At 37.8% G+C, this 23,557-nt stretch carries 26 protein-coding genes; 18 read left to right on the top strand and 8 right to left on the bottom strand.

Annotated elements, in window-relative coordinates:
- Nucleotides 1-260: 260 nt before the first annotated feature.
- Nucleotides 261-1,793, bottom strand: a complete 1,533-nt coding sequence (locus DNK85_RS10665) for a DHA2 family efflux MFS transporter permease subunit (protein ID WP_119329546.1) — start codon at nucleotides 1,791-1,793, stop codon at nucleotides 261-263.
- 153 nt (nucleotides 1,794-1,946) lie between these two features.
- Here DNK85_RS10665 and DNK85_RS10660 point away from each other — a divergent pair, with 153 nt between their 5' ends.
- The 4 genes from DNK85_RS10660 (at nucleotide 1,947) to rpmE (ending at nucleotide 4,426) form a co-directional block, all read left to right on the top strand.
- Nucleotides 1,947-2,702 (top strand): MlaA family lipoprotein, encoded by a 756-nt coding sequence (locus DNK85_RS10660; RefSeq protein WP_119329545.1) that lies wholly within the window; start codon nucleotides 1,947-1,949, stop codon nucleotides 2,700-2,702.
- Complete coding sequence (locus DNK85_RS10655; protein WP_119329544.1) at nucleotides 2,703-3,269, top strand: Maf family protein; 567 nt, start codon at nucleotides 2,703-2,705, stop codon at nucleotides 3,267-3,269. It abuts the gene before it with no gap.
- A gap of 65 nt (nucleotides 3,270-3,334) precedes the next feature.
- Nucleotides 3,335-4,072 carry an FAD-binding oxidoreductase gene (locus DNK85_RS10650; RefSeq protein ID WP_119329543.1) on the top strand — a complete coding sequence of 246 codons (738 nt, stop codon included), beginning with the start codon at nucleotides 3,335-3,337 and terminating at the stop codon, nucleotides 4,070-4,072.
- Nucleotides 4,073-4,207: 135 nt separating this feature from the next.
- Nucleotides 4,208-4,426 carry a 50S ribosomal protein L31 gene (gene rpmE / locus DNK85_RS10645; protein WP_119329542.1) on the top strand — a complete coding sequence of 73 codons (219 nt, stop codon included), beginning with the start codon at nucleotides 4,208-4,210 and terminating at the stop codon, nucleotides 4,424-4,426.
- A gap of 35 nt (nucleotides 4,427-4,461) precedes the next feature.
- On the opposite strand, the gene DNK85_RS10640 is transcribed toward rpmE, so the two are convergent.
- The 4 genes from DNK85_RS10640 to cls all read right to left on the bottom strand — a co-directional run bounded on the left by DNK85_RS10640 (nucleotide 4,462) and on the right by cls (nucleotide 8,398).
- A complete protein-coding gene (locus tag DNK85_RS10640; protein WP_119329541.1) occupies nucleotides 4,462-5,733 on the bottom strand; it encodes an MFS transporter in 1,272 nt (423 codons plus the stop codon).
- A gap of 30 nt (nucleotides 5,734-5,763) precedes the next feature.
- Nucleotides 5,764-6,078 carry an L-rhamnose mutarotase gene (gene rhaM / locus DNK85_RS10635; RefSeq protein WP_119329540.1) on the bottom strand — a complete coding sequence of 105 codons (315 nt, stop codon included), beginning with the start codon at nucleotides 6,076-6,078 and terminating at the stop codon, nucleotides 5,764-5,766.
- A 167-nt stretch (nucleotides 6,079-6,245) separates the two neighbouring features.
- The gene (locus tag DNK85_RS10630; protein ID WP_119329539.1) at nucleotides 6,246-7,004 is read right to left on the bottom strand and encodes an endonuclease/exonuclease/phosphatase family protein; all 759 of its coding nucleotides are present in this window, start codon (nucleotides 7,002-7,004) and stop codon (nucleotides 6,246-6,248) included.
- A 2-nt stretch (nucleotides 7,005-7,006) separates the two neighbouring features.
- Nucleotides 7,007-8,398, bottom strand: a complete 1,392-nt coding sequence (cls, locus tag DNK85_RS10625; protein WP_119329538.1) for a cardiolipin synthase — start codon at nucleotides 8,396-8,398, stop codon at nucleotides 7,007-7,009.
- A gap of 406 nt (nucleotides 8,399-8,804) precedes the next feature.
- Between cls and putA the strand changes: the two genes are divergently transcribed.
- From putA to DNK85_RS10605, 4 genes are all read left to right on the top strand, one after another.
- Complete coding sequence (putA, locus tag DNK85_RS10620; RefSeq protein ID WP_119329537.1) at nucleotides 8,805-12,269, top strand: bifunctional proline dehydrogenase/L-glutamate gamma-semialdehyde dehydrogenase PutA; 3,465 nt, start codon at nucleotides 8,805-8,807, stop codon at nucleotides 12,267-12,269.
- Between the two features lie 16 nt (nucleotides 12,270-12,285).
- On the top strand, nucleotides 12,286-12,996 hold the full coding sequence (locus DNK85_RS10615) for a class II aldolase/adducin family protein (protein WP_119329536.1): 711 nt from the start codon (nucleotides 12,286-12,288) through the stop codon (nucleotides 12,994-12,996).
- 107 nt (nucleotides 12,997-13,103) lie between these two features.
- Entirely contained in the window at nucleotides 13,104-14,678 is a 1,575-nt protein-coding gene (nadB, locus tag DNK85_RS10610) for an L-aspartate oxidase (protein WP_119329535.1), read from the top strand.
- A 62-nt stretch (nucleotides 14,679-14,740) separates the two neighbouring features.
- On the top strand, nucleotides 14,741-15,433 hold the full coding sequence (locus DNK85_RS10605; protein WP_235842429.1) for an HAD-IB family phosphatase: 693 nt from the start codon (nucleotides 14,741-14,743) through the stop codon (nucleotides 15,431-15,433).
- Nucleotides 15,434-15,445: 12 nt separating this feature from the next.
- On the opposite strand, the gene DNK85_RS10600 is transcribed toward DNK85_RS10605, so the two are convergent.
- Together DNK85_RS10600 and DNK85_RS10595 are read right to left on the bottom strand one after the other, a co-directional pair.
- Nucleotides 15,446-15,700: a Txe/YoeB family addiction module toxin gene (locus tag DNK85_RS10600; RefSeq protein ID WP_119329534.1), complete on the bottom strand. Its 255-nt coding sequence runs from the start codon at nucleotides 15,698-15,700 to the stop codon at nucleotides 15,446-15,448.
- Nucleotides 15,697-15,951 (bottom strand): type II toxin-antitoxin system Phd/YefM family antitoxin, encoded by a 255-nt coding sequence (locus DNK85_RS10595; protein ID WP_119329533.1) that lies wholly within the window; start codon nucleotides 15,949-15,951, stop codon nucleotides 15,697-15,699. Before DNK85_RS10595 ends, DNK85_RS10600 begins: the two co-directional genes overlap by 4 nt.
- Before the next feature lie 227 nt (nucleotides 15,952-16,178).
- Here DNK85_RS10595 and DNK85_RS10590 point away from each other — a divergent pair, with 227 nt between their 5' ends.
- The 9 genes from DNK85_RS10590 (at nucleotide 16,179) to DNK85_RS10550 (ending at nucleotide 21,839) form a co-directional block, all read left to right on the top strand.
- A complete protein-coding gene (locus DNK85_RS10590; protein ID WP_119329532.1) occupies nucleotides 16,179-17,030 on the top strand; it encodes an AraC family transcriptional regulator in 852 nt (283 codons plus the stop codon).
- A 43-nt stretch (nucleotides 17,031-17,073) separates the two neighbouring features.
- Complete coding sequence (locus tag DNK85_RS10585; RefSeq protein WP_119329531.1) at nucleotides 17,074-17,364, top strand: VOC family protein; 291 nt, start codon at nucleotides 17,074-17,076, stop codon at nucleotides 17,362-17,364.
- 116 nt (nucleotides 17,365-17,480) lie between these two features.
- Nucleotides 17,481-17,792, top strand: coding sequence for a 50S ribosomal protein L21 (gene rplU / locus DNK85_RS10580; protein WP_119329547.1), 312 nt, complete (start codon nucleotides 17,481-17,483; stop codon nucleotides 17,790-17,792).
- 17 nt (nucleotides 17,793-17,809) lie between these two features.
- Entirely contained in the window at nucleotides 17,810-18,076 is a 267-nt protein-coding gene (rpmA, locus tag DNK85_RS10575; protein ID WP_119329530.1) for a 50S ribosomal protein L27, read from the top strand.
- Between the two features lie 145 nt (nucleotides 18,077-18,221).
- Entirely contained in the window at nucleotides 18,222-19,235 is a 1,014-nt protein-coding gene (gene queA, locus DNK85_RS10570) for a tRNA preQ1(34) S-adenosylmethionine ribosyltransferase-isomerase QueA (protein WP_119329529.1), read from the top strand.
- Between the two features lie 12 nt (nucleotides 19,236-19,247).
- On the top strand, nucleotides 19,248-19,787 hold the full coding sequence (locus DNK85_RS10565; protein ID WP_119329528.1) for a hypothetical protein: 540 nt from the start codon (nucleotides 19,248-19,250) through the stop codon (nucleotides 19,785-19,787).
- A 307-nt stretch (nucleotides 19,788-20,094) separates the two neighbouring features.
- On the top strand, nucleotides 20,095-20,970 hold the full coding sequence (locus DNK85_RS10560; RefSeq protein ID WP_162896685.1) for a DMT family transporter: 876 nt from the start codon (nucleotides 20,095-20,097) through the stop codon (nucleotides 20,968-20,970).
- A 2-nt stretch (nucleotides 20,971-20,972) separates the two neighbouring features.
- Entirely contained in the window at nucleotides 20,973-21,431 is a 459-nt protein-coding gene (locus DNK85_RS10555; RefSeq protein WP_119329526.1) for a MarR family winged helix-turn-helix transcriptional regulator, read from the top strand.
- 114 nt (nucleotides 21,432-21,545) lie between these two features.
- Nucleotides 21,546-21,839 carry a hypothetical protein gene (locus tag DNK85_RS10550; RefSeq protein ID WP_119329525.1) on the top strand — a complete coding sequence of 98 codons (294 nt, stop codon included), beginning with the start codon at nucleotides 21,546-21,548 and terminating at the stop codon, nucleotides 21,837-21,839.
- Nucleotides 21,840-21,905: 66 nt separating this feature from the next.
- Here the strand turns inward: DNK85_RS10550 and DNK85_RS10545 are convergent, their stop codons facing one another.
- On the bottom strand, nucleotides 21,906-22,526 hold the full coding sequence (locus tag DNK85_RS10545) for a sterol desaturase family protein (RefSeq protein ID WP_119329524.1): 621 nt from the start codon (nucleotides 22,524-22,526) through the stop codon (nucleotides 21,906-21,908).
- A gap of 228 nt (nucleotides 22,527-22,754) precedes the next feature.
- On the opposite strand from DNK85_RS10545, the gene DNK85_RS10540 reads away from it, so the two are divergent.
- Nucleotides 22,755-23,557 (top strand): hypothetical protein (locus DNK85_RS10540; RefSeq protein ID WP_162896684.1); only part of this gene is annotated, 803 nt, incomplete at its 3' end.

The following is a 23,557-nucleotide window of genomic DNA, read 5'->3' as shown; positions in this document are numbered from 1 at the left end:
AAAGTTGAACATGGCGTAAATTAATTGCTCTTAAAGACTTTACGTACGGTTTGACAAGTGGGTTGCTGTGGATATGATCAAATTTTGAAGACTTTTGGCAGTGGTCTGAAGGTACTCATGACGATGCTTCTAAAAAATATAACGAAAGTCATTCTTGAAATGATTATTAGGCTCGTAGCTTAACAAAACTTGGGAAAATTCTGCAAAAAGTGGGGTTTATAATGGGTATATATCTATATCTCAGGGGACGGTTGACTATATTAATGCTCCATGCTAAGTCCTGTGTTAGCAGGTTTGCTTAATAGCAAAATAAATGGAATCGAAATCGCTAGCAATAAATAAGACAAGTAAGCAACATCATTAAAAGCAATAATATTCGCTTGAGTATTAATCGTTTGTGCGACAACACCAAGTGTTTTAGGGTCTTGGGCGTGCCATCCAGTGGCTTGTAACCAGGTTTGATAGTTAGAATTAGTAGGGTTAATATATTTTATCATATTATTCCAGGCAACTTGTGCTTGCTGACTTAACACGGTAATCATTACGGATGTGCCCACCGATGTCCCTAAATTTCTAAAAAAACTAAACATACCGCTACCTTCAGCAAGATCTTGAGGGCTTAATGTTTGCAATGCCATTGTTGAGACAGGGACAAAGAAAAAGCCCATACCAATACCTTGAATAATGCCAGGATAAGTTAAATTCCAAGTGTCACTCATCAGTGGAGTTTGTCCATAAAGGTAATTACCATAAGCAGTAATTATTATGCCGACCAAGATAATAATACGTAAATCAATGCGTTTAGCTAATGGTGCAATCATCATCATGGCAAGGGCCGCAGCAATGCCACGAGGCATCATCAGTTCTCCAGAGAGAGCGGCTGAATAATGCATAAAGCCTTGCATAATAAGTGGCTGAACAGTCATAAGCCCAAAAATGCCTGCAGTATAAAAAACCAATAAAATGCAGGATGCCGTATAATTGCGATCTTTAAATAAATGAAGGTTTAAAATATTTTTAGGATTAAACCAACCACGAATAATAAAAATCATACCGGTAACGATCCAAAATATCAGCATAGCAAGGATAAAGTGTGATGATAGCCAACCATCGTTATTACCCCGATCAAGGAAAATTTGTAAAGCAGCAATTGTTAATGCCATAAGCCCAAGTCCAACCCAGTCGATATTGAGTTTCTCACGTTTGGTTTCACGAATAAACATCAGCACCATGACGACTGCGATAAGGCATACTGGGACATTGATGTAAAAAATCCAACGCCAGTTGATCCAATCAGTTATATAGCCACCTAATGTTGGCCCTAGCACGGGGGCTGCCATAATACCAACACCCCAAACTGCCATGGCTTTAACCTGCTCTTTGGGTGGAAAAGTGTCGCGTAAAACATATTGTGATAGAGGGACCAAAGAAGCGCCAAAAATGCCTTGCATGATTCTAAAGAAGACCATTTCGCCAAGTGAGCTAGATAATCCACATAACATGGAAAAAATCAAGAATCCAGTGATGTTGATCAAAAGCAGTCTGCGTCGTCCAATAGTGCGCACGAAAAAACCGGTAAGTGGCATGCAAATCGCAGAAGATACGATATAAGAGGTAACAATCCAAGATACTTCCTCTGTATTTGCAGCCAGAGATCCTGCCATATCTGGTAGCGCGACGTTAACAATCGTTGTGTCAATAATCTCAATCATCGCCGCAAGCATAACAGTAATCGTAATTAACCATTTGGTTGCTGATGAGATAGTTTGTTGTTTATCTAGTTGTTGTGTCATTGGTATCAGCTTAAATCAAAATCGCGCTTTATTGTAAAGTGCTTTAGATCTATTGTATAGCGCTAAGCATGATTGGGTTTATGTAAACAACTACTGACGTCTTTTTTAAAAATCCGTTATACTTGCCAGTAACAGGAAAAAATCACATAAAAAATGAAATATAAAATAATTGTGCTTTTAGCAGTAATAGTTTTAAGTAGTTGTGCTACTCAACAACATCGAGATCCTTGGGAAGGATATAACCGCGCTATTTTTAAATTCAACCAAGTTACCTATGATTATGCATTAATTCCAATGGCAAAAGGGTATGATTATGTCATACCTGATCCTGTACAACTAGGGATAGATAATGCCTATAACAATATTCTAGAGCCTGGGCGTATTGCTAATGATTTGTTGCAGTGGGATTTTGACTATGTATGGCGTGATACCGCGCGCTTTGTTGCCAATACCATCTTTGGTGTTTTTGGTTTGTTTGATGTCGCTAAAAATATGGGATTACCCCGTCGAGTACAAAACTTTGGTTTTACTATGGCAAAATGGGGGTATCGTTACTCACCTTATTTTGTCATTCCTATCTTAGGCCCCAATACTTTTGGAGGTGCAGCAGGTGATCTTGTTGACACGGTATTTAACCCGCTAAGTTATGATGTTTTTGCACCAAGATTTGTGAGTTGGAGTGTATATGGTGTGTATAAGGTAAATGAAGGTGTACAGTACTTATCCTTATATGAAAGATTAGTGAATAGTTCAATCGACCCATATGTGGCAGCACGTAATGCTTATTTACAAAACTATGATTATAATCTGGAGAAAACGTTGCAAATTAAACCAAACATCAATGTAAAAACGCAACATTTTGACAAAGATGCAGAAGTGTTAGATATTCTTGATCAATCGGGTAATTAAGTGATTTATTTAGCATCTCAATCACCAAGACGGGCAGAGCTGTTGCGACGTGAAGACATTGAATTTAGTCAGTTTTCCGTAGATATTGATGAAGCTTCTTTAGCAAATGAGAAACCGCTTATATATTTAGAGCGAATTGTTAAGGAGAAGCTTAAGGCTGCATTTAAACAACAATTAGAGATACCTATTTTGGTTGCCGATACCATCGTCGTGATTAATGAGGAAATATTGCAAAAGCCCATAAGCTTTGATGTGTTTTGTGATTATATGCACAAGTTAAGTGGGTGTTGGCACCAAGTGATTACTGGCTTTGCCGTGGGTAATAAGACATCCTCATATTATGGGCATCAAAAAACGGATGTGTTATTTGCACAATTGACTGATGCTGAGATAAAAGCCTACTGGCAGACCAATGAACCGCAGGATAAAGCTGGTGGCTATGCCATTCAAGGGATCGGTCAGCGCTTTGTCAAAGAGATAAAAGGGGATTTTGATAATGTTGTTGGTTTGCCGGTCAAAGAGATCAAAAAAGTCTTAAGCAAATTTGCATTTCCACATACAAAGTAATGGATTATTGATAATAACACTCGTACACTGTTGCCCATTACTGGTAAACGATCACTCTAAATTTTATGGCAATTGAAAAGTTTGAAGCAGAATTGGTTGAATCAAAGCAGATTGCACCCAATGTCAAGCATTTGGTATTTAAAAAAGCAGATGGGAGTTCATTTAACTTCATCCCTGGGCAGTTTATTACTTTCTTATTTGACCATGAAGATGGTAAAGTCAGGCGACGTAGCTATAGTGTAGCAAGTATTCCTAAAGATACGGATTTAATTGAAATCGCCATTTCTTATGTTGATGGCGGGATCGCTTCAGAACATCTGTTTAATATGAAAAAAGGTGATAAGTTCAATGCCATGGGTCCTGCTGGACGCCTTGTATTAAAAGATGGTGAAAAAATTCGTAAGCTCATTCTGGTAGGAACAGGAACAGGTATTGCACCATATCGTGCGATGTTGCCAATGCTTGAGAAAATTTTATCTGAAGATGTAAAAGAAGTTTATATCTTACTTGGTGTGCAGTATAAAGCAGATGCAATTTATGCAGAAGACTTTCGTCAATATGCAGATAAGATAAAGTTACTACACTTCAAGACATGCTTGTCTCGAGAGCAAGATACATTAGCCACTGACGAGCAAAAAGGCTATGTTCAGCATGTATTTGATCAGTTAGATTTATCCCCTGAAGAAGATGTTGTATACCTGTGTGGTAATCCAAACATGATTGATGATGCATTTGCATTGTTAACAGATGGTGGCTTTGATGCTAAACGTGTACGTCGTGAAAAGTATATTTCATCGAATTAGTAAATTCGTTAATTTAATCAAGCTAAAAGCTTGAGAGATGATAGGCTTTGCGCTATTATGTGGAGCGTTTTTACTCTGCGGTGCTTAAGATGGGCTTAGGTGGCGGCAAGAATATATTTAAAGAGGTAAATAAAGATGAATTTAGAGATTCAACCAAAGTATGAAAAAGTTTCAGTAAGCTGTAGCTGTGGCAATACATTTCAAACACGTTCAACAAAATGTCAAGATATCCAATTGGATGTATGTTCAATGTGTCACCCATTTTATACTGGTAAGCAACGTGTGGTTGATACAGCTGGACGTGTGGACAGCTTCCAAAAACGTTTTGGCAGCTTAAAATCTCGTAAACTATAAGCTTTATTATTGATTGTTAGATCTTCGAATAAGGTCTAACTATTTTTTTCGTAACGTTCTTGTTCTAATGAGCGCAAAGAGCGTCCTTGAGTGTTTGGAATCATCAATAATCCAAAGATCATACTGATTAATAAGAAAATAATCATTATCGTTCCAGAAACCGTAAATCCAAAGTGAGAAATCATTAAAGGGATAACTAATGATATAACACCAACACCTGCTCTGACTATACAAAACATCAACCCTTGCGCTTGAGCTCGATATTTAGTATGAAACAATTCGCTGGCAAATAGTGCATAAAAAGCTTGTGCACTAAAGCCTGCTGCTACTCCCCATAATATTATAAATATTAATAACTCAGTTAAGCCCATGCCCCAGTATGAGAGTATAACCCAAGCGATAATATTCATAATAGAACTAATTCCAAATAACACTTTTCGATTAACTTTATCACCTAAGCGGATAAATACAAAATAAGTTGAGATTACCGTAAATGTCCACAATACTCCCTGAACTAAGTTTGCCATTGTATTTGTGAGGCCGCCAACGCGCTCATATATATATGGCATAAAATATCCCATCGTTCCTGCAACTAAATTCCAAAAGAAATATATCCCTATTAAAAAGAGAAAGGCCTTGAGATTAACGCGTTGCATGAACATTTCTTTCATATTGGATATCATTATTTTTAGACCATTATGATCATGAGATTGCTTTTTAGTTTCTTGTTCCCATATTTGAGATTCTCTAATTTGTTGCTGCAAAATCCAAGTAAATAAGGCAACAATAAATAGTTGAGCAAAGATAATACGGCTACCTAATATGCCAAGTGGTGCTAAGATAGTAGATAGAAATAATGTGATGGCAGGGCCCATAGACCATGCAAACTGACTCCAACCAACTCTAGCTGCACGTTTTTCTGGAGGCGCTTCTTCAGCAATATAGGTCCAAGCAGCTGGGATCAAAGCACCAACAGCAATGCCAACAATTATATATCCTAAGAGTAATATTAAAAAAGAGTGTGCAATGGTAATCATTAAAATACCTAGCATATATATTAGTAAATCATACTTATAAATAAATTTTCGGCCAAAATGATCGATGAAATATCCTCCAATGATCGCGCCTATAGCAGCACCAAACCCATTGGCACTTAGTGCGCCAAGTAGACCAACCCACCAATCTGTTAAATGTAAATATTTAACCCATAATGATAACCCACCAGCTCCTGCAACAATAGCGCCTGCTTCTAGATAGTTTGAAGCTGCAATTGCAATGACAGCTTTTTTTTCGTGTTTATATGACATACTCCCTCCCCCATATTATTGATATGATGTTTATTTTAAATAAAATACTCTTTCAAGTTCCTTAGTAATTGGTTGATTATTGTTATGTGTTTTCATTAAAGGTGCCATAAACGCCCACCATTTTTGCATTATCTGTGTTTGAGCTAACTCTCCCCATAAAGCTTCGTTTTCAATTTCAAGATATGCAAACAGCTGCCCAGTTTCGCGATAAAGGAAAATAGAGTAGTTGCTAGCGCCATGTGCTTTTATGGTCTTTTTCAGTTCAGGCCATATTTCATTGTGACGTTTAATATATTCATCATATGCTTCAGTAAAGACATTCATTATGATTGCTTTTGTGATCATTATATTATTTGCATATTGTGTTTTGTAGTAAAATAACTTTTATCACATAATGTTGCTGGAGTAAAAATAATTTTAAAGGCGAATGTCTTGAGTACTATACTCACACAAAACATTTTATAGTATTCCTGCTACTGAACTTATCGCGCTTTTAGGCAATGCAAAATAAGCTATGATGAGCGCAGATGCTTAAACTTAAGCAATAGCGGATTGTGATCTGATATTCTACGGCTATCGATTGCCGTGGCATATTGACAATGTAAGTTACGATACATTACTAGGTCAAGTGGGTGCCTTGCAAAACGTTTGATATGTTTATCTTCTTGAAATTGTGCTTGTGTTAAGTTCAATGCATGGCAGAATTCATGAATCAATGAATTGCGCTTCTTATTCCAACTATTAAAATCACCGGCAATAATCACTGCAGCATCCCGATAATTGGCAAGATAATCGTGTAATTGTGCGATTTCTTCAGCATAAATACGTGAATGATTAAAATTAATCGCATGCACATTAATAATAATGAGTGGTGTGTTGTCAGCAAACACATAGTGATTGGCAAGGCTTGACTTATGTGTTTTAAACAGTATCTCTGTTTTTTTGGATAAGATTTGCTGTGCCTTATGACTCATAATACTGCTGGCTGTCATCACTCCATAAGCATGTGATTTAAGCTGCAGGTTGGGTGCGAAATGCAAACAGAAATCATTCAGTGGAAAGCTTGTGCTATCGGTGTGTTTTGCTTCTTGCAAGCAGTAAAATCGAAGATTATATGCTTGTTGTAAACTTTTGATAAAGTGTTGAAATTCAACAGGGTCTTTATGGTTAATCTTGTAGATGTTCCAACTCAGGATGCTAAAGAAGTCAGGGACAAAAGCAGATTTAACCTGATTCTCACAGCTTAGGGTAATTTGTGGCGGCTTAAACATAACTATAACAAAGGGGATAAGACTTTAACCATACTTTCCCCCAACTTACGTGCTTTTGATGGTGCTGGCAACGTATTGCTAGCATCTTTTAGAAATTCACTCATCCATTCTTCAATTTGCTGGATAATAGTTGGTTCATAAGCATAGGTTACTACCTCATAATTTAAAAATAAACTTCTATTATCAAGATTAACTGAGCCAAGCATTACGGCATTATCATCAAATAAAACTGCTTTTGCATGAATCATTTTCTTATCAAATAGGGCAATTTCAATACCAGTCTTTGCAAGTTGTCGCATGAAGTTACTACGTGCTAAATCAGCAATTAGGTGATTGGATACTTTAGGGGTAATTAATTTAACATCAACGCCACGATAATAGGCGATTTGTAATGCTTCAAGTAACGAGTCAGACGGTACAAAATAAGGGGTCACAATCCAAATACGTATTTGGGCAGCATAAATTCCTGCAATAAGGGATTCATATAAGGCATCATTAGGGATATCAGGGCCTGATGGGGCGATTTGAATTAAATTTTGTCCATAGTTTTTTTTCAAACAAACTTCGGTCATATGATCAAGATGCTCTTTTGCTGAGTATTCCCAGTCAGAAGCAAAGATATTGTGAAAGTGGCAAATCGCATGGCCTTCTATTTTAAACAAGATATCATCCCAGCGTTTATTACAAGCAGTGGGCCCCATATATTCATCACCTAAATTCATACCACCTGTCAAGACGGTGTAATTATCAAATAAATAAATTTTTCGATGGTTTCTAAAGTTAATATAATTACGAAAAGGCATTTGAATAATTGGCATAAAAAAACATACTTTGCCGCCAGCCTTGCGCAAATGCTTAAAAATGCGTTGGTTGAAGTATACGCGATATGAGCCAAGAGAGTCGATTAAGAGTTTTACAGTGATACCTTGTTTGGCTTTTTCGGTGAGTGCTGAAAGAAGTTTTAAGGTGATGTGATCATTCTGAAAAACATAGGTGCTGATATAAATACTTTTTTTAGCTTGATAGATGTGATTAATCAATGCTTCATAGGCATGAATTCCATCAAGATAAAGTTCAAACTTATTGTTGCTTGTGGGTGCTGGGATATCCTGATTGATCAATACTGTGCGAATGGGGTGTGGATTATAGGTGTCAATATGGTCAATTTTACGCAAATTAAATGCATGTTTGTGACGTTTACTCTTACGTTTGCGGATGCCAAAAATAAAGTAAAAAGGGACAGCAACATAGGGTAGCAAAATAATTGCCAAAAGCCATGCCATCATGCTTGTTGGTTTTTGTTTCTCAGCAACCATACGCACAACAACAATTAAAATTAAAATTTCACAAATTACTAAAAATGTGTGTAGTTCAAGAAAATTAAAAATACTCATTTATATTCCTTCTGTTAAGTGCCCAAGGACTCTGCCAAGGGTAGCTTATCTGCAGCCCAATCACCTAAAGCATCAAAAAGCTCTTTAACATTAAACACCGCAAAATAATCTATGATCGGTATATGGTGAGTATAGCTAAAGCGCATCAAATTCTATAACAATAATAGCATGGCTTTGGTAAATGGATAGGATTAAGCCATGCTAAAAATTACAAGCATTTTCAATCGCTAGTTTTCTTTACGTTTTTTTTATCTTTTATGCTAGTATACCCACCAGAACCATTTTCCAGAATTTCTTGCTTTGCGTTTTGTGTGATAAAGTATTCACATATTGCGCTGCAGTTAAGCACCACAAAATAATTTATGATGGGTATGTGAGACATCTTTGCTGTTGTTAAGGGGAAAAAATGATAGTTGTTGAAAATGAAAATGTGACGGATCAAGAAGTCTTGTCACGTCTGCGCTGGGCGGCAAGAAGGGGAATGCTTGAATTAGACCTCATTCTTTCACCATATATTGATTTTGCTTATTTAACAGCATCTCAAGCTGAGAAAGAGGCATTTCATGCATTGCTTAAGTGTGAGGACCAGGATCTTTTTAACTGGTTTATTAAGTCAAAACCGGCAGATGATGAACATCAATCAATAGTTGATAAAATTTTGGCGGTTAAAAAGCAAATGGCTCAACAGCAGGCAAGTAATATCAATCTGCCTCTTCAGGAGTTAACGATGATTTTAGATAGAAATAATAAGTTTGATCAATCACACTTAATGCAAGAGATATCAAAGCACTGGTTGTGTGATGAGCAAATGATTGTGGAAAAGCTTGCCAAGCAAGCAGAACTGACTGATAAAGAACGTTCTTTGGTGCAGGATATTGCCAGTGGTTTGGTGGCAAATATCCGTGAAACGCGCCTTAGTAAAAGTGGACTAGATGCCTTTATGACTAAGTATGATCTTTCAAGTGATGAGGGGATTGTACTGATGTGTTTAGCGGAAGCCTTATTACGTATTCCGGATAAGCATACTGCGGATAAATTGATTAAAGATAAATTAACAAGCGCCAATTGGCATGAGCATGTTGGTGATAGTGAGTATTTGTTTGTTAATGCCGCCACTTGGTGTTTGATGTTAACAGGCAAGATATTAAAGCCAGGGCAATATCAAAATAAATTCAAAGGTGTGTTAAAGCGCTTTTTAGATAAGCGTTCACGTCCTGTTGTGCGTCGTGCGGTAATGCATGCGATGAAAGTCTTGGGTCAGCAATATGTTATGGGTGAGACAATTGATAAAGCTTTAAAGCGTGCCCAAGAAAAAGAAGCCATAGGTTTTACTTATTCATATGATATGTTGGGGGAAGCAGCAACAACTAAAACCGATGCTGAGTATTACTATAACGAGTATCGTCAGGCGATTGATGCCATTGGGTTTGCTGCAGCAAAAAACAGTGTGCGCACCAACCCTGGTATTTCGGTTAAGCTATCTGCTTTACATCCGCGTTATGAAGTAGCACAAGCAGATCGTGTACATGCTGAGATGTACCCTAAAGTTTTGAAACTAGTTGAATTGGCTCAAAGTTATAACATTGGTTTAAATATCGATGCTGAAGAGACTGAACGGTTAGAGTTGTCACTTGAGCTTATTAGTCGTTTAGCACATGAGACATCTTTACAAGGTTTTGAAGGTATTGGCATTGTGGTTCAGGCTTATCAAAAACGTACCAGTTTTGTACTTGATTATTTGATTAACTTGGCTGAGTGCACGGGGCATCGATTCATGATTCGTCTTGTCAAAGGCGCTTATTGGGACTCTGAGATCAAACATGCGCAAGTTGAAGGACTGGAAGGTTATCCGGTGTTTACACAAAAATGTTACACCGATGTTTCCTATCAAGCATGTGCCAAAAAGCTTTTTGCCAATACAAAACATGTTTACCCACAATTTGCAACGCATAATGCCTATACAGCGGCATTGGTTATGCAACTCGCTGGAGAATATCGCGATTATGAGTTTCAATGTTTACATGGCATGGGCGATGCATTGTATGACCATGTGGTTGGTAAGGATAATTTTAATATTCCTTGTCGTATTTACGCACCAGTAGGTACCTATAAACACTTGTTACCCTACTTGGTCAGACGTCTATTAGAAAATGGTGCTAACTCATCCTTTGTGCATCGTATTGTGGATGAGCAAACACCGATTGAGAGTTTGGTTGAAGACCCTGTCGAGAAAGCACGGCGTTTGGGCTTTAAAGCGCACCCACAAATTGCTTTACCTGTGAATATGTTTGGAGAAGAAAGAATGAATGCAAAAAGTTATAACTTAAATGATACACGCACATTGGAGAAACTGGCTTTACAGATGAGTCAGTTTGATCGTAATGATTATATTGCTAAACCATTAATAAAAGGTGTCGATGTTTCAAAGCTTATGGCGGAAAATGTGTTTAATCCAGCAAATAATCAAGTCTTTGGTAAGGTATACAATGCCGATAAGGGAATGGCTGAAAAAGCGATGGAAATTGCGCATAATGCATTTGATGCTTGGAATTTGGTTGATGCGGATAAGCGGGCTGATGCTTTGGATAAATGTGCTGATTTGTTAGAAGAAAACATGCCAAAATTGATGACCATTGCCGTTCGAGAAGCTGGTAAAACTTTAGCAAATGCTGTCAATGAGATTCGTGAAGCAGTTGATTTTTGTCGTTATTACGCCGCGCAAGCGCGTGCTGAATTCTCAGCACCTAAAACGCTAACAGGTCCTACAGGTGAGCTTAATCAAATTAGCTTACATGGGCGTGGAGCGGTTGTGTGCATTAGTCCGTGGAATTTCCCTTTAGCTATTTTCTTAGGTGAAGTAACAGCCGCTTTGGCTGCAGGGAATACGGTAGTTGCCAAACCTGCGGAGCAAACACCTATTATTGCTTATGAGGCGATTAAATTATTGCATCAAGCAGGTATTCCTGAAGATGTATTGCAATTTGTGCCAGGCACCGGTGAAGAAGTTGGTAGCACTTTAACGCAAGACCCACGTGTTGCTGGAGTGATCTTTACAGGATCAACTGAAGTCGCCAAAATTATTCAGCAAACACTATCAGCCAAAGAGGGTGCAATTGTACCGTTTATTGCGGAGACAGGTGGGCAAAATGTGATGGTGGTTGATTCATCATCCTTGCCTGAGCAGGTGGTGCGTGATGTGATATCATCGGCTTTTGATAGTGCAGGACAACGTTGTTCTGCATTACGCGTTTTATATCTACAAGAAGATATTGCAGATAATGTGATTACCATGCTTAAAGGAGCGATGGACGAGTTAAAAGTACATGATCCAGCATTTATTGAAACTGATGTAGGACCTGTGATCGATCAGGAAGCACAAGAAAATCTAAAAGCACATATTAACAACATGCGTCAATCAGCAAAGCTTGTGCATGAGATTAGTGAGGATAAAGCACTGGAGAAAGGTAATTATATTTATCCTGTGGTGTTTGAGATAGATAGTATCCACGCTCTTAAGCGCGAAGTCTTTGGCCCTGTTTTGCACATTGTGCGTTTTAAAGCAACAGAGCTGGATAAAGTAGTCAAAGATATTAACTCTACCGGGTATGGTCTAACCTTTGGTGTGCATAGCCGTATTCAAGAGACGGTTAATTTCTTTAAAAAGCATATTCGTGTGGGTAATATTTACGTCAATCGCAATATTGTTGGTGCGGTTGTTGGAGTGCAACCCTTTGGTGGACAAGGTTTATCTGGGACAGGGCCCAAAGCAGGTGGGCCTTTTTACTTACATCGCTTAGCTGTTGAGCGTACGGTTAGCATTGATACAACCGCCTCAGGTGGTAATGCGTCGTTAATGAGTTTAGAACAGTAAGGACAAATTATTAGGAATGAATGAGTTAGAGCAGCAGCTGCGTGAGGATCTTGCGACAAGTCATCATATTGTCTATCACTATGGCTGGGATGATTTATTGGCAACGCATTTGAGTACACGTATACCAGAATCAAACGAAGTTTTGATTACGCCACATAATGTCCCCTTTGAAGAAGTGAGTGCAACAAATCTGGTTAAAGTTGACCTAAATGGTAAAGTAATATCGCAAAATGGCTATACGGTAATGCCGCAAGCGTTTAATATTCATGCTGAGATTTACAAAGCAAATAGTAGTATTCATAGTGCAATGCATACCCATAGTACCTATGGTGTTGCCGTGTCTTCATTGAAATCAGGTTTACTATTTTGTAACCAGCAAGCATTGCGTTTTTATAATGATGTTGCCTATCATGATTACAATGGTCTCGCACTAGCAAATGAAGGGCATGAAATCGTTCAAAGTTTAAGGGATAAAAAAGTCATGATCTTACGTAATCATGGCTTATTAACAATGGGTAAAAGTATCTGTGAGGCGCTTTACTTGCTGTACTATTTAGAAAAAGTCTGTGAATTACAAATTAAGCTGCAAAGTGTTAATGATTCATTGATTGAATTGGACGAGGCAGTGTGCTTAAAAACCAAGGCGCAATTTGATCGTATTTTAACGCCAGAAAAGGAATTTGCTGTGCTTAAGCGCCGAGTGCAATATTTGCATCCCGACAAATAATAGGAAATCCGTTGCTGCAAAATGGTTTGTGAGCGGGATATATTAACACAAAGGCATATAATCACGTATAATTGCTTAAGTTTTTATATGATAACGAATGATTTAACATGCTTGAAAAAACAGATGTATTGATTGTCGGGGCGGGTACTGCAGGCTTAACAGCTGCACTTAACTTAGCAGATGATTGCCAAGTGGCAATATTGTGTAAATCTGCGCTAGGTGAAGGCTCTAGCCTTTATGCCCAAGGTGGGATTGCAGCAGTGATGGATAAAGGCGATTCATTAGAGGCACATATTGAAGATACGCTTATCGCTGGTGATGGATTATGCGATAAAAGAGCAGTACGCTTTACTGTTGAGAATGCTAAATCATGTGTTGAATGGTTGATTGCTCAAGGCGTACATTTCACTTTGGATAGTGCGCATGAAAATTATTACCACTTGACTATGGAGGGGGGACATTCCTATCGACGTATTTTGCATGCTGCAGATGCTACCGGCAAAGAAGTGCAAACGACCTTAACAGCTTTGGCTAAAAACCATCCGAATATAAAAATCTATGAATATTACAATGTGGTTGATTTGATTCTGCAACAACAGCGTTGTGTTGGTGCTTATGCACTAAATCTTAAATCAAAGAAGATTGAAACCTTTGGTGCACGTGCTGTAATTCTAGCCTCAGGGGGTGCCTCACGCGTCTATCAATACTCTACTAATCCTGTGGTTTCTAGTGGCGATGGTATTGCCATTGCTTATCGTGCTGGGTGTCGTGTGGCAAACTTAGAGTTCAATCAATTTCATCCAACATGTCTTTATCACCCAAAAGCTGGATCATTTTTATTAAGTGAAGCATTGCGTGGTGAAGGTGCTTATTTGCGTTTGCCTAATGGTAAACGTTTTATGCTTGAGATTGATGAACGCGCTGAGCTAGCACCAAGAGATGTTGTCGCACGTGCTATTGATTTGCAGATGAAAAAATATGGTCTGGAGTGTGTTTATCTCGATATCACGCATAAAGCGGAAGCATTTATCAAAGAACACTTCCCGATGATTTATGAAAGTTTACTAAAGTATGGACTTGATTTGACCAAAGATCAGATCCCCGTGGTGCCTGCGGCGCATTATACCTGCGGCGGTGTTATGATCGATAATAGGGCACGAACCGATGTTGTCGGGCTATATGCTGCAGGAGAGGTGACTTATACGGGACTTCATGGTGCTAATCGCATGGCAAGTAACTCATTGCTAGAATGTCTTGTTTATGCCTTTGCTGCTGTAAATGATATTAAACAAAACCTCTCAGGATTAGTGCCAATGTCAGATATTCCCCGCTGGGATGATGCGCTTGTAACTGACTCAGATGAGGAGATTTTTATTCGTCATAACTGGCGTGAAATCAGACGTTGTATGTGGGACTTTATGGGTATTGTTAGAAGTAATAAACGCTTGGAGCGCGCTATGCATCGCATTAAGCTATTGCGTCAAGAGGTCTTTGACTATTATTCTGACTTTACTGTGACTGCTGATTTGTTGGAGCTTAGAAATCTGGTGTTAGTTGCTGAGTTAATGGTTGAATCTGCGATGCGCAGGAAGGAAAGTCGCGGACTTCATTTTACGTTAGATTATAAGCAAAAAGATCCACGGTTTTTAAAACCTACGGTTTTGCATCCTGCTAAAAATTAATAAAACGGCAATGACTGAATTTATGCTATCGTGCTTGGATAGCAAATTAATTGAAATAATGAGTGAATAAGCCACCAGGTAAGACAAATATTATGTGTAAGTACAATAATGTGATTTTTGATTTTGATTCAACGCTGATCCGCTTTGAATCACTAGAGTTAGTTATGGCTGAGTTGCTTCAAGGAGATCAGTCTAAAATACAGCAAATTGAAATCTTAACTAATGCCGGCATGAATGGAGAGATGAGTTTTCGTGATAGTCTGGAGGCGCGCTTAAAAGTAGCGAAACCAACAAAGGCGGCGTTGAATGCATTTGTTGCTCAGCATTGTCCTGACGCATTAACGGTTGGTGTCAAGAAATTAATTGAGCAACTGCATCAGCAAGATGTTAAAGTATGGATTATTAGTGGTGGTTTTAGTGAGCTTATTTTACCTTTTGCTGAGTATCTGGGTATTCCAGCGTCACGCGTTTTTACTGTGAATTTACACTGGGATGACAAGGGATACTTTGATTGCTTAAATAATGACAATGGTTTTTGTGATTCAAAAGTCACGGGTGCTGCAAAAATCCAAGATCAGTTAGCTGGCAAAACCGTGATTGTTGGTGATGGCTTTACGGATTATGAGCTTTACAATGCTGGTATTGCTAATGATTTTATTGCCTATGTCGAGCATGTTCAGCGAGATAAAGTCTTATCTGTTGCTAAGCTTTGCGCGAAAAATATTGATGAGCTTAGTACGCTAATTGGCAATTAGAGTATTGTTGATTTAGTAATGAAAACGACATTGGGCGATAAGTAAATTGTTACCCTCAACTTTATAGACAAGTCTATGCGTCAAGTCAATTCTTCGAGAGTACCAACCTTGTAGATTATGCTTTAGCGGTTCAGGTTTGCCAATTCCTTTGAAAGGGTCACGCATGATTTCTTTTATAAGTCTGTTAATGGACTTTACTATTTTTTTGTCATGTGCTTGCCAATATAGATATTGTTCCCAAGCAAGACTATGCCAACATAGGATCATTCCATTAGGTCTCTTTGAATAACATTTTTCATCTTCTCTAAATCATGAATGGCTTTATTAAGTTGTTTAGCATTTTCAGGTGAGCTCATCAGATAAAGTGTTTCATTGTAAGCGTTATAATCTTCAAGTGACATTAAAACGGCATCTTTTCCTCTTTCTCTAGTAATTAATAGCGGAGCATGATCATCATTTACTTTATTAATCATGGAGGCTAGATTGTTTCTGCATTTTGAATAGGTTACTTTTTCCATATTTATACTCGCTCTGCTTATAAGTAATTTAAATTGTACAATGTATTGTCAATTTAAACAAGAATGTCATAAGGCAATGGTGGAAATACTGTAAAATGGTTTGTGCTGATTTGCCAGAGACCTTTAGTCTACGTGGATAAAAAATATAGTTAGCAAGAATGATCAAAAAATTAGAAATAAACTGACTTATCATAAACCTCAGTAAGTAAGCGAGACTAAGTTTGAAAATGAATGATAAATTACAAAAAGTGATTACTTATATTGCCAAGCATCTTGATGAGAAACTTAGCTTGGATCAATTAAGTGATATTGCATGCATTTCCAAGTACCATTTTCATCGTTTATTTACTGGTCATGTCGGTTTGTCTGTACAGCAGTACATTCGCTGGTTGCGCTTAAAAAGGGCAGCTCATCAGTTGATTGTTGAATCGGATAAATCAATTATTGATATTGCAATTGATGCAGGTTTTGAATCCCATGAAGCATTTACAAGAGCCTTTAAGCAGACCTCAGGTATCAGTCCCAAGGCATTTCGTATGCAAAAAGACTGGTCTTTATGGGAAAAAGCACCTTATCAGTTATCTCAAGAAGGAATAAAGGAAATGAATGTTGAAATTAAAGAAATGAAGGCAAGACGTTTAGCCGTGGTTGAGCATAGAGGTGATCCTAAGTTTATGGGCGCTAGCGTCAATCAATTAGTCACTTGGGCAAAAGCGCAAACGATGGGTTTAAAACCTAAGTCTGGAGAGGCTTTTGGTTTTGCTTATGATGACCCAAAGACAACGCCTGTCACTGAGTTTCGATTTGATTTGGGTATTACCGTGTCTGAGAGTTTAAAAATGAGTGAGGATGTTGTTGTTGAGAAACATTTACCAGCGGGGCGCTATGCGACAGCTCTACACAAAGGCTCGCGTGATAATATTGATCAGCTAATATGCATATATTCGCTTTATAGGGATTGGTTGCCTAGCTCAGGTGAGGAGCTTGCTGATTTGCCTTGTATATTTTGCTATTACAATTTCGATCATGAAGTGGCTGATACAGAACTTTTAACGGAGTGCTGGCTATTGCTGAAATAGTTTTTATACTTAAGATAAGGGTTTATAGGTAAAAGGCAATCAGATGGATAGAGTGGATCATGTTGCCATTGTGGTCAAAAACTTAGAAGAGACAATTAAGTGGTATTTGTCGCACTTTGATGCCAAACTGATTTATCAGGATGATACCTGGGCGATGATTGAGTTTCAAAACATAAAGCTTGCATTTGTCGTGCCACATCAACATCCGCCGCATATTGCATTTAATTCTGAAAAAGCAGAAAGCTTTGGCAAGCTGAAGCAGCATCGTGATGGCACTTTATCTTGTTATGTAAAAGATCCATCTGGCAATATTGTTGAATTTATTAAGCCTTGAATATTGCTATTTGCTGCAAAAAACAATAGAATTTGCGAGCTTTTTAAAAAGCGTTTTAAATTATGATAACAAAAAGTCAAGCGGCATTATGTCAGCTTGAGCATTCGGAGAATACTATGTTCGCAATTATTAAAAGTGGCGGTAAGCAGTACAAAGCCAAAGAAGGTGCTGTACTTAAGCTAGAAAAAATTGAAAAAGGCGTTGGTGAAACGGTTGAGTTTACTGATGTGTTGATGTTGCAAAATGGTGACGATATCCAAGTTGGCAGTCCTGTTGTTGATGGTGCCAAAGTGGTTGCTGAAGTCGTTGAGCAAGGTCGTCATAAAAAAGTTCAGATTATTAAGTTTCGTCGTCGTAAGCATAGCATGAAGCGTCAAGGTCATCGTCAGTATTTCACGGCGGTAAAAATCACAGCAATTCAAGGTTAATTTAAGGAGTATAAAACATGGCTCATAAGAAAGCAGGCGGTAGTACTCGTAACGGTCGCGATTCGAATCCTAAGTACCTAGGTGTTAAGTGCTATGGTGGTGAAACTGTTAAAGCAGGTTCAATTATCGTGCGTCAACGTGGTACAAAATTTCATGCTGGTGTTAACGTTGGTTGTGGTCGTGATCACACATTGTTTGCGACAGCTGATGGCATTGTTAAGTTCCACACAGGTGGTCCTTTAAATCGTCAATTTGTTTCAATCGACGCAGTTGCTAACGCTTAATTATCGATTAGCGTAAGCAAACAAATAAAAAAGGCGCCGTATTGGCGCCTTTTTTTTGCTATTTGTTTTATACAAGGGCGTATTGCATACGCCCTTGAGAAGTTTATCTTATTAAATTGTATTGTTTATAGAGGATATGACACTCATGAAAACAGATATTTTTGATTATGAATTACCTGAGCATCTTATTGCGCGTTATCCGGCAAAAGAGCGTGATCAAAGTCGTCTGCTGGTGCTTGATCGTCAAAAAAAAGCATTAAGTAATCATGTTTTTAGTGAGATTATTGATTATATACAAGCGGGTGATTTGGTTGTTTTTAATAATTCGCGTGTGATGGCCGCACGCCTTTTTGGACAAAAAGAAACTGGTGCCAAACTTGAGTTTTTAATTGAAAAAGTAGTGAATGATAAACTTTTTATTAGCCATATTCGCGCCAATAAAGCACCTAAATTGGATTCAATTGTTGACATCGCTGATATCAAAGCACGCGTGATAGACAAAAATGACGGACTTTATCATGTTGAATTACTTAATGGTAATGTTTGGCAATTAATGGCAGAGCATGGCCATATGCCGCTGCCTCCCTATATTAAGCGTCAAGATGAAACCTTTGATATAGAGCGTTATCAGACGGTTTATAGTGAACTTCTGGGCTCTGTGGCAGCGCCAACTGCGGGACTTCACTTTACCAAAGAGATATTGCAAAAAATAAAAGGCAAAGGTGCTGATATTGCTTATGTAACGTTACATGTGGGCTCTGGTACCTTTAAGCCAGTGCAAACCGATGATATACATCAACATGTTATGCATAGTGAATTGATTGATGTGCCACAGAAAGTATGTGATCAGATCATCAAAACTAAATCACAAGGCGGGCGTGTAATTGCTGTTGGTACAACCTCAGTGCGTTCACTGGAAACAGCTGCAGCAAGTGGTGAGATAAAAGCATTTTATGGTGAGAGTGATATTTTTCTATACCCTGGAAAAACATTTCATGTCGTTGATGCATTGGTGACTAATTTTCACTTACCAAAGTCAACATTAATTATGCTTGTTAGTGCCTTTGCTTCGATTGATATGATAAAAAAAGCATATCGCCATGCAATAGGTGACAATTATCGCTTTTATAGCTATGGTGATGCTATGTTTATTCACTAAAGATAAACCATAATGAAAAAAATATGTGCCACTTTGTTACTGTTAACAGGAAGTATTTTTAGTTTCTCACCAAGCTTTGCATCCATCAAAGCAACAACTGCTCCAGATCATACATCTACGCCAGATGCGCATACTAAGAAACAAGCAACCATTGTCAGTGATACAGCTCAAACAGGTAGCAGAATGAAAGTCATTTCTCCGGGAAATCAATCGATGTCTTTGGAAGATCAACTAAGAGGTGTGCAAGCACCTCAAGCAATTATGCCTGAAAATCCTGTTGCAGTTTCACAAACAGCACAAATTAATTACCCGGTGACGGTTGGTAATGAAGGTCAAATTGATGCGCTTCAAACTGAGCTTAGTAATATGTTTGCTAAAGCGGATAAAAATGCTGATGATTTGACAAAATATCAGCAATATAGCCTATATCTCGCTTATAAACAGGCGCAGCAAAATCAGTTAATACTTGAACAAAATAATAAAATTATCTTAGCACTAGAGAAAATTTCGCTACAGAATCAGTTGTTGCTCGCACACCAATCTTCAAAATAATTATTTCAACTCCTAACTCCTAACTCCTAACTCCTAACTCCTAACTCCTAACTCCTAACTCGTGAGTCGTCTTTTTATATTTAAAATGTAGGCTATGACCATATTCCTGCCCACTTTGATTGTGTAAGCGTTGGCTGAGCGTAAGTCGAAGCCTCTATGAAGTGTGATTACTCTTCGACTTACGCTCAGGGTATGGTGAGCACTTGTGGGTGAATATTTAGTCTTAGCCAAAATGTAAATATTGCATTTTAAAAATTAAAAATTATAATAATCATTAATTATAAAATATATGCTTAAGTTAAATTCAATGAAAAATAGTTATTTAGGGGTTAGTTTTACTTTACTTAGTGCATTAATTTATGCATTTCAAGCAGCAGTAATTAAGAAGTTTAATATTGGATTAAGTGTACCAGTTATTGTATTTAGCCAAAGTTTAGTTGCTTTGATACTTATCTTGCCAATTATTTTATATAAAAAGCATCAGTGGCAGGTTAATTTATTTAAAACTCAAGTGCCATGGCAGCATTTGGCAAGAACGATTTTTAGTTTGGGAATCAGCTATTTTCTATTTATTGCGATTATGCATGTACCATTAGTAGATGGTGTGCTATTGGCAAATACGGCGCCATTCTTTGTGCCATTTATCTTATTTATTTTTATGCGACAAAGGTTCCAGCATGCGCTATGGCTGCCACTTATCATTGGTTTTGTTGGTGTTGTTATGATTTTAAAACCGGATGCTAAAATCATGAATCCTTATGCAATTGTTGCTCTGGGTGCAGGCTTATCGATGGCGCTATCAATTATCATGGTGCGTAAAATCTCAAGCCATGATAATGGTTTAACAACTGTTTTTTATTACTTTTTATTCTCAAGTATTATTGCAGGGGTTGTCAGCATTCCTTTTTGGCAAGCAGTGACGTTCTATGCACTATTGATACTTATTGCAATTGGGGTGTTATTTTTCTTTGTGCAATATCTTTTGGTGTTGGCGTTAGGCTATATTCAGGCGCAGAGCTTTTCAGTACTTTATTATGCAAATGTCATTTTTGCGGCACTCATCGGCGTATTTTTCTTCGCGGATCGTTATGATTGGTTAACACTAATGGGAATAGTGCTGACAATTATGAGTGCCATTGTTATAATCCAGCTTCAGGCACAACGTCAAAGGGTAACAAGCTAAGCATGTCAGACGCGACCACACAACTATTAGAGTTTGCGATTTGTGATACCGGATTATTGATTCGAAAAATTTATAATTTTCATGCAAAAGAATTAGGCTTAAATGTTTTAGATCGGCGTGTATTAGTACATGCGAGATTTCGTCCGAAGTTGACACAAATTGAACTGGCAGGACACTTAGAGATAGAAGCACAGAACCTTATTCGTGTGCTTGATCGCTTGAGTGATCAAGGTCTTATTGAACGCATCGCACATGAAAGTGATCGTCGAGCTAAGTGTATTGTTGTTACTAAGCGTGGACTTGCCGTGTTAGAGGAACTGGATAAAGCAGTCAAGCAGCATTATGCGCAAATCCTAGTTGGTGTGAGCCTTGATGAAAAAAATGCGCTTATTACGACACTGGATAAATTAAAAATTAACCTAGCAAAAACGCTAGAGGATATACAAGGTCAAAATACATAAATTTAGGCATAGCTTTTTGTTATGTTCTTGATTATTTTATTTTATTGGATTGATCAAATGTTCTATGTGAAAATTCTTTTTATGTTTAGAGAGTTGTTCATTTAGGAGCATAAGATGCCAAATCAATATAGCAATAATTTTGAACTGAATATTCTAAAAAAATACGGTAAACCTGCTGAAAAAGTTTTAACTGATCTACATAATCAGGGTATTTCTTACCTTGAAGCTTCTGAAATGATGGGGTATCAGGTGTGGACAGTAAAACGCTGGTGCCGTCGTTATGGAATTAGTCTTGCGCAGAAAGAGTTAAATACTGAAGTTAATAATCGTGAGTTTATGAATAAATTTCATGAACAAGAGCTAAATAAATATAATATTTTAAGTCGTAAATGGGTGGTACTGCATTAAGGAATCATCATAAAATAAATGTTTGCTTTGCAAACCTTTTACTTTATGTTTCTCCAACCCTTAAGATTATTCGCTAAAGCCAGCAATTTTTTTAGCTGTTGCACTTTTAGGGACATCATTGCGTTCTTTAAATGTGCCAAAACATAAGTCACCTAGATAGTTAGTAATACCCCAACAATAGTTTTCGTTATGAAAGTGATGGCGCATATGCGCGCGTTTTAATTTGTGCCCCGTGTGAGTTTTGGGTTGGTAGGTAGGTGTGTGGTGTGCCAGATGCATCCATTCATAGAAAAGATAATACAAAATACCAAAAGTAAATGGTACGAGTGCCACGCTAAAACTCCAGGTAATAAGTGCAAATAAAAGATAAGTCTGGATAAGGTGTAAGATAATCGCTGTCCAAGGAGCAAATAACAGCTCGATATCTTGTGGGTATTTATGATGCCCATGATGTAAACGTATTTGAAAATTTCGAAAAATCCCGGGTTTTTTAGTGAGTTGGGCATGCAATAAGTATTTATGGGCATACCATTCATAAAAGGGTGCAATAATAATGGGTAAAAATAGCCACCACCAGTGGCTGCTAAATATCCCTAACAAAATACTAAGTGTCAAAAAAGCAAAAAAAAGAATCCACAATACTTGTACCGTGCGATGTGTGAAATAAACTTTAAACACTTCTTGCATAAACCTATTTAGTTTCCAATAAATCAAAGATATGTCGATTGTAACAGCTGGTAGTTTTTCGTGCTATTAAAACAGTTGATGGATATTTAGCTGACTTCTTAATTTGGTCGATAAACTCACAATGTACATAGTCTATTTCTCAATTAGAAAGCGAATTAAGCTACTTTATTTTTCACAAAATAGTCTATTATTTAAACAGTTAAATGATAATTAATCTTAAGGTTAGCGATGAAAAATATACTCCATATAAATCAAATACTTATCGCTTTATATGTCAGCGTTAAAAGACTTGCTGTGATTGCAATCAGCTTACTACTGATAAGCTGCAGCTCGAAGTCATCAAATGACGGATCAAGTTCAGTCACTGTATCTGTAACAAGTAACTTACCAGCTGAAATTGCAGAAGATGAATCCGGTATTTATGAAATGACGATAGGAGCCTCTGGGGCCTTAGCAGGCGCAACAAACTCCATTAAACTAAATCCTGTGACATTAGGCGTCATACAAGGTATTGGCTTTCCTGGCGTTGCACTTGCATCCGGTGGTCAAGCACCAGATAATGCATGGACATTACTTAACAATACATCAGGTTTACCAGACTGTCGTATTGGTACTAAGCTAACAAGTGATGACCCAAAATGTGTACTAAAAGCACAGCTACAAGTTACAAGTGTCGGCGCTACAGTAAGTGGTGGTTTTGCTATTGCGACAGATATTGGCGAAGTTGCTGTTCCTGTAACTACGCGCATCGTTTCAAGAAACGCCTCAACTTTAGCGATTGCCCAGATTATATCAACACCGATGATTGGCGAGAGTATTGTGACTCAAATAGAAGTGAAAAATAGTGAACAAAGCAGTACATTTATTAATGGATTATCCTTGGTTTTGGCCGAGCCCATTGCTAGCCTTGCAAGTGATATCATCGGCGGTCAAGTCACCACTAACTCTGATGGGAGCAAAACGATTGCATTTGATGACAATGGTCAGGCTAAGAATCTAGCAAAAGGTTCAAGTCATTTATTTAGCTTTAG

It is taken from the genome of Cysteiniphilum halobium (assembly GCF_003574425.1).
In the GTDB taxonomy this organism is placed as follows: domain Bacteria; phylum Pseudomonadota; class Gammaproteobacteria; order Francisellales; family Francisellaceae; genus Caedibacter; species Caedibacter halobius.
The sequence above is the reverse complement of the archived record's forward strand: the minus strand, read 5'-3'. Positions and strand labels throughout refer to the sequence as shown.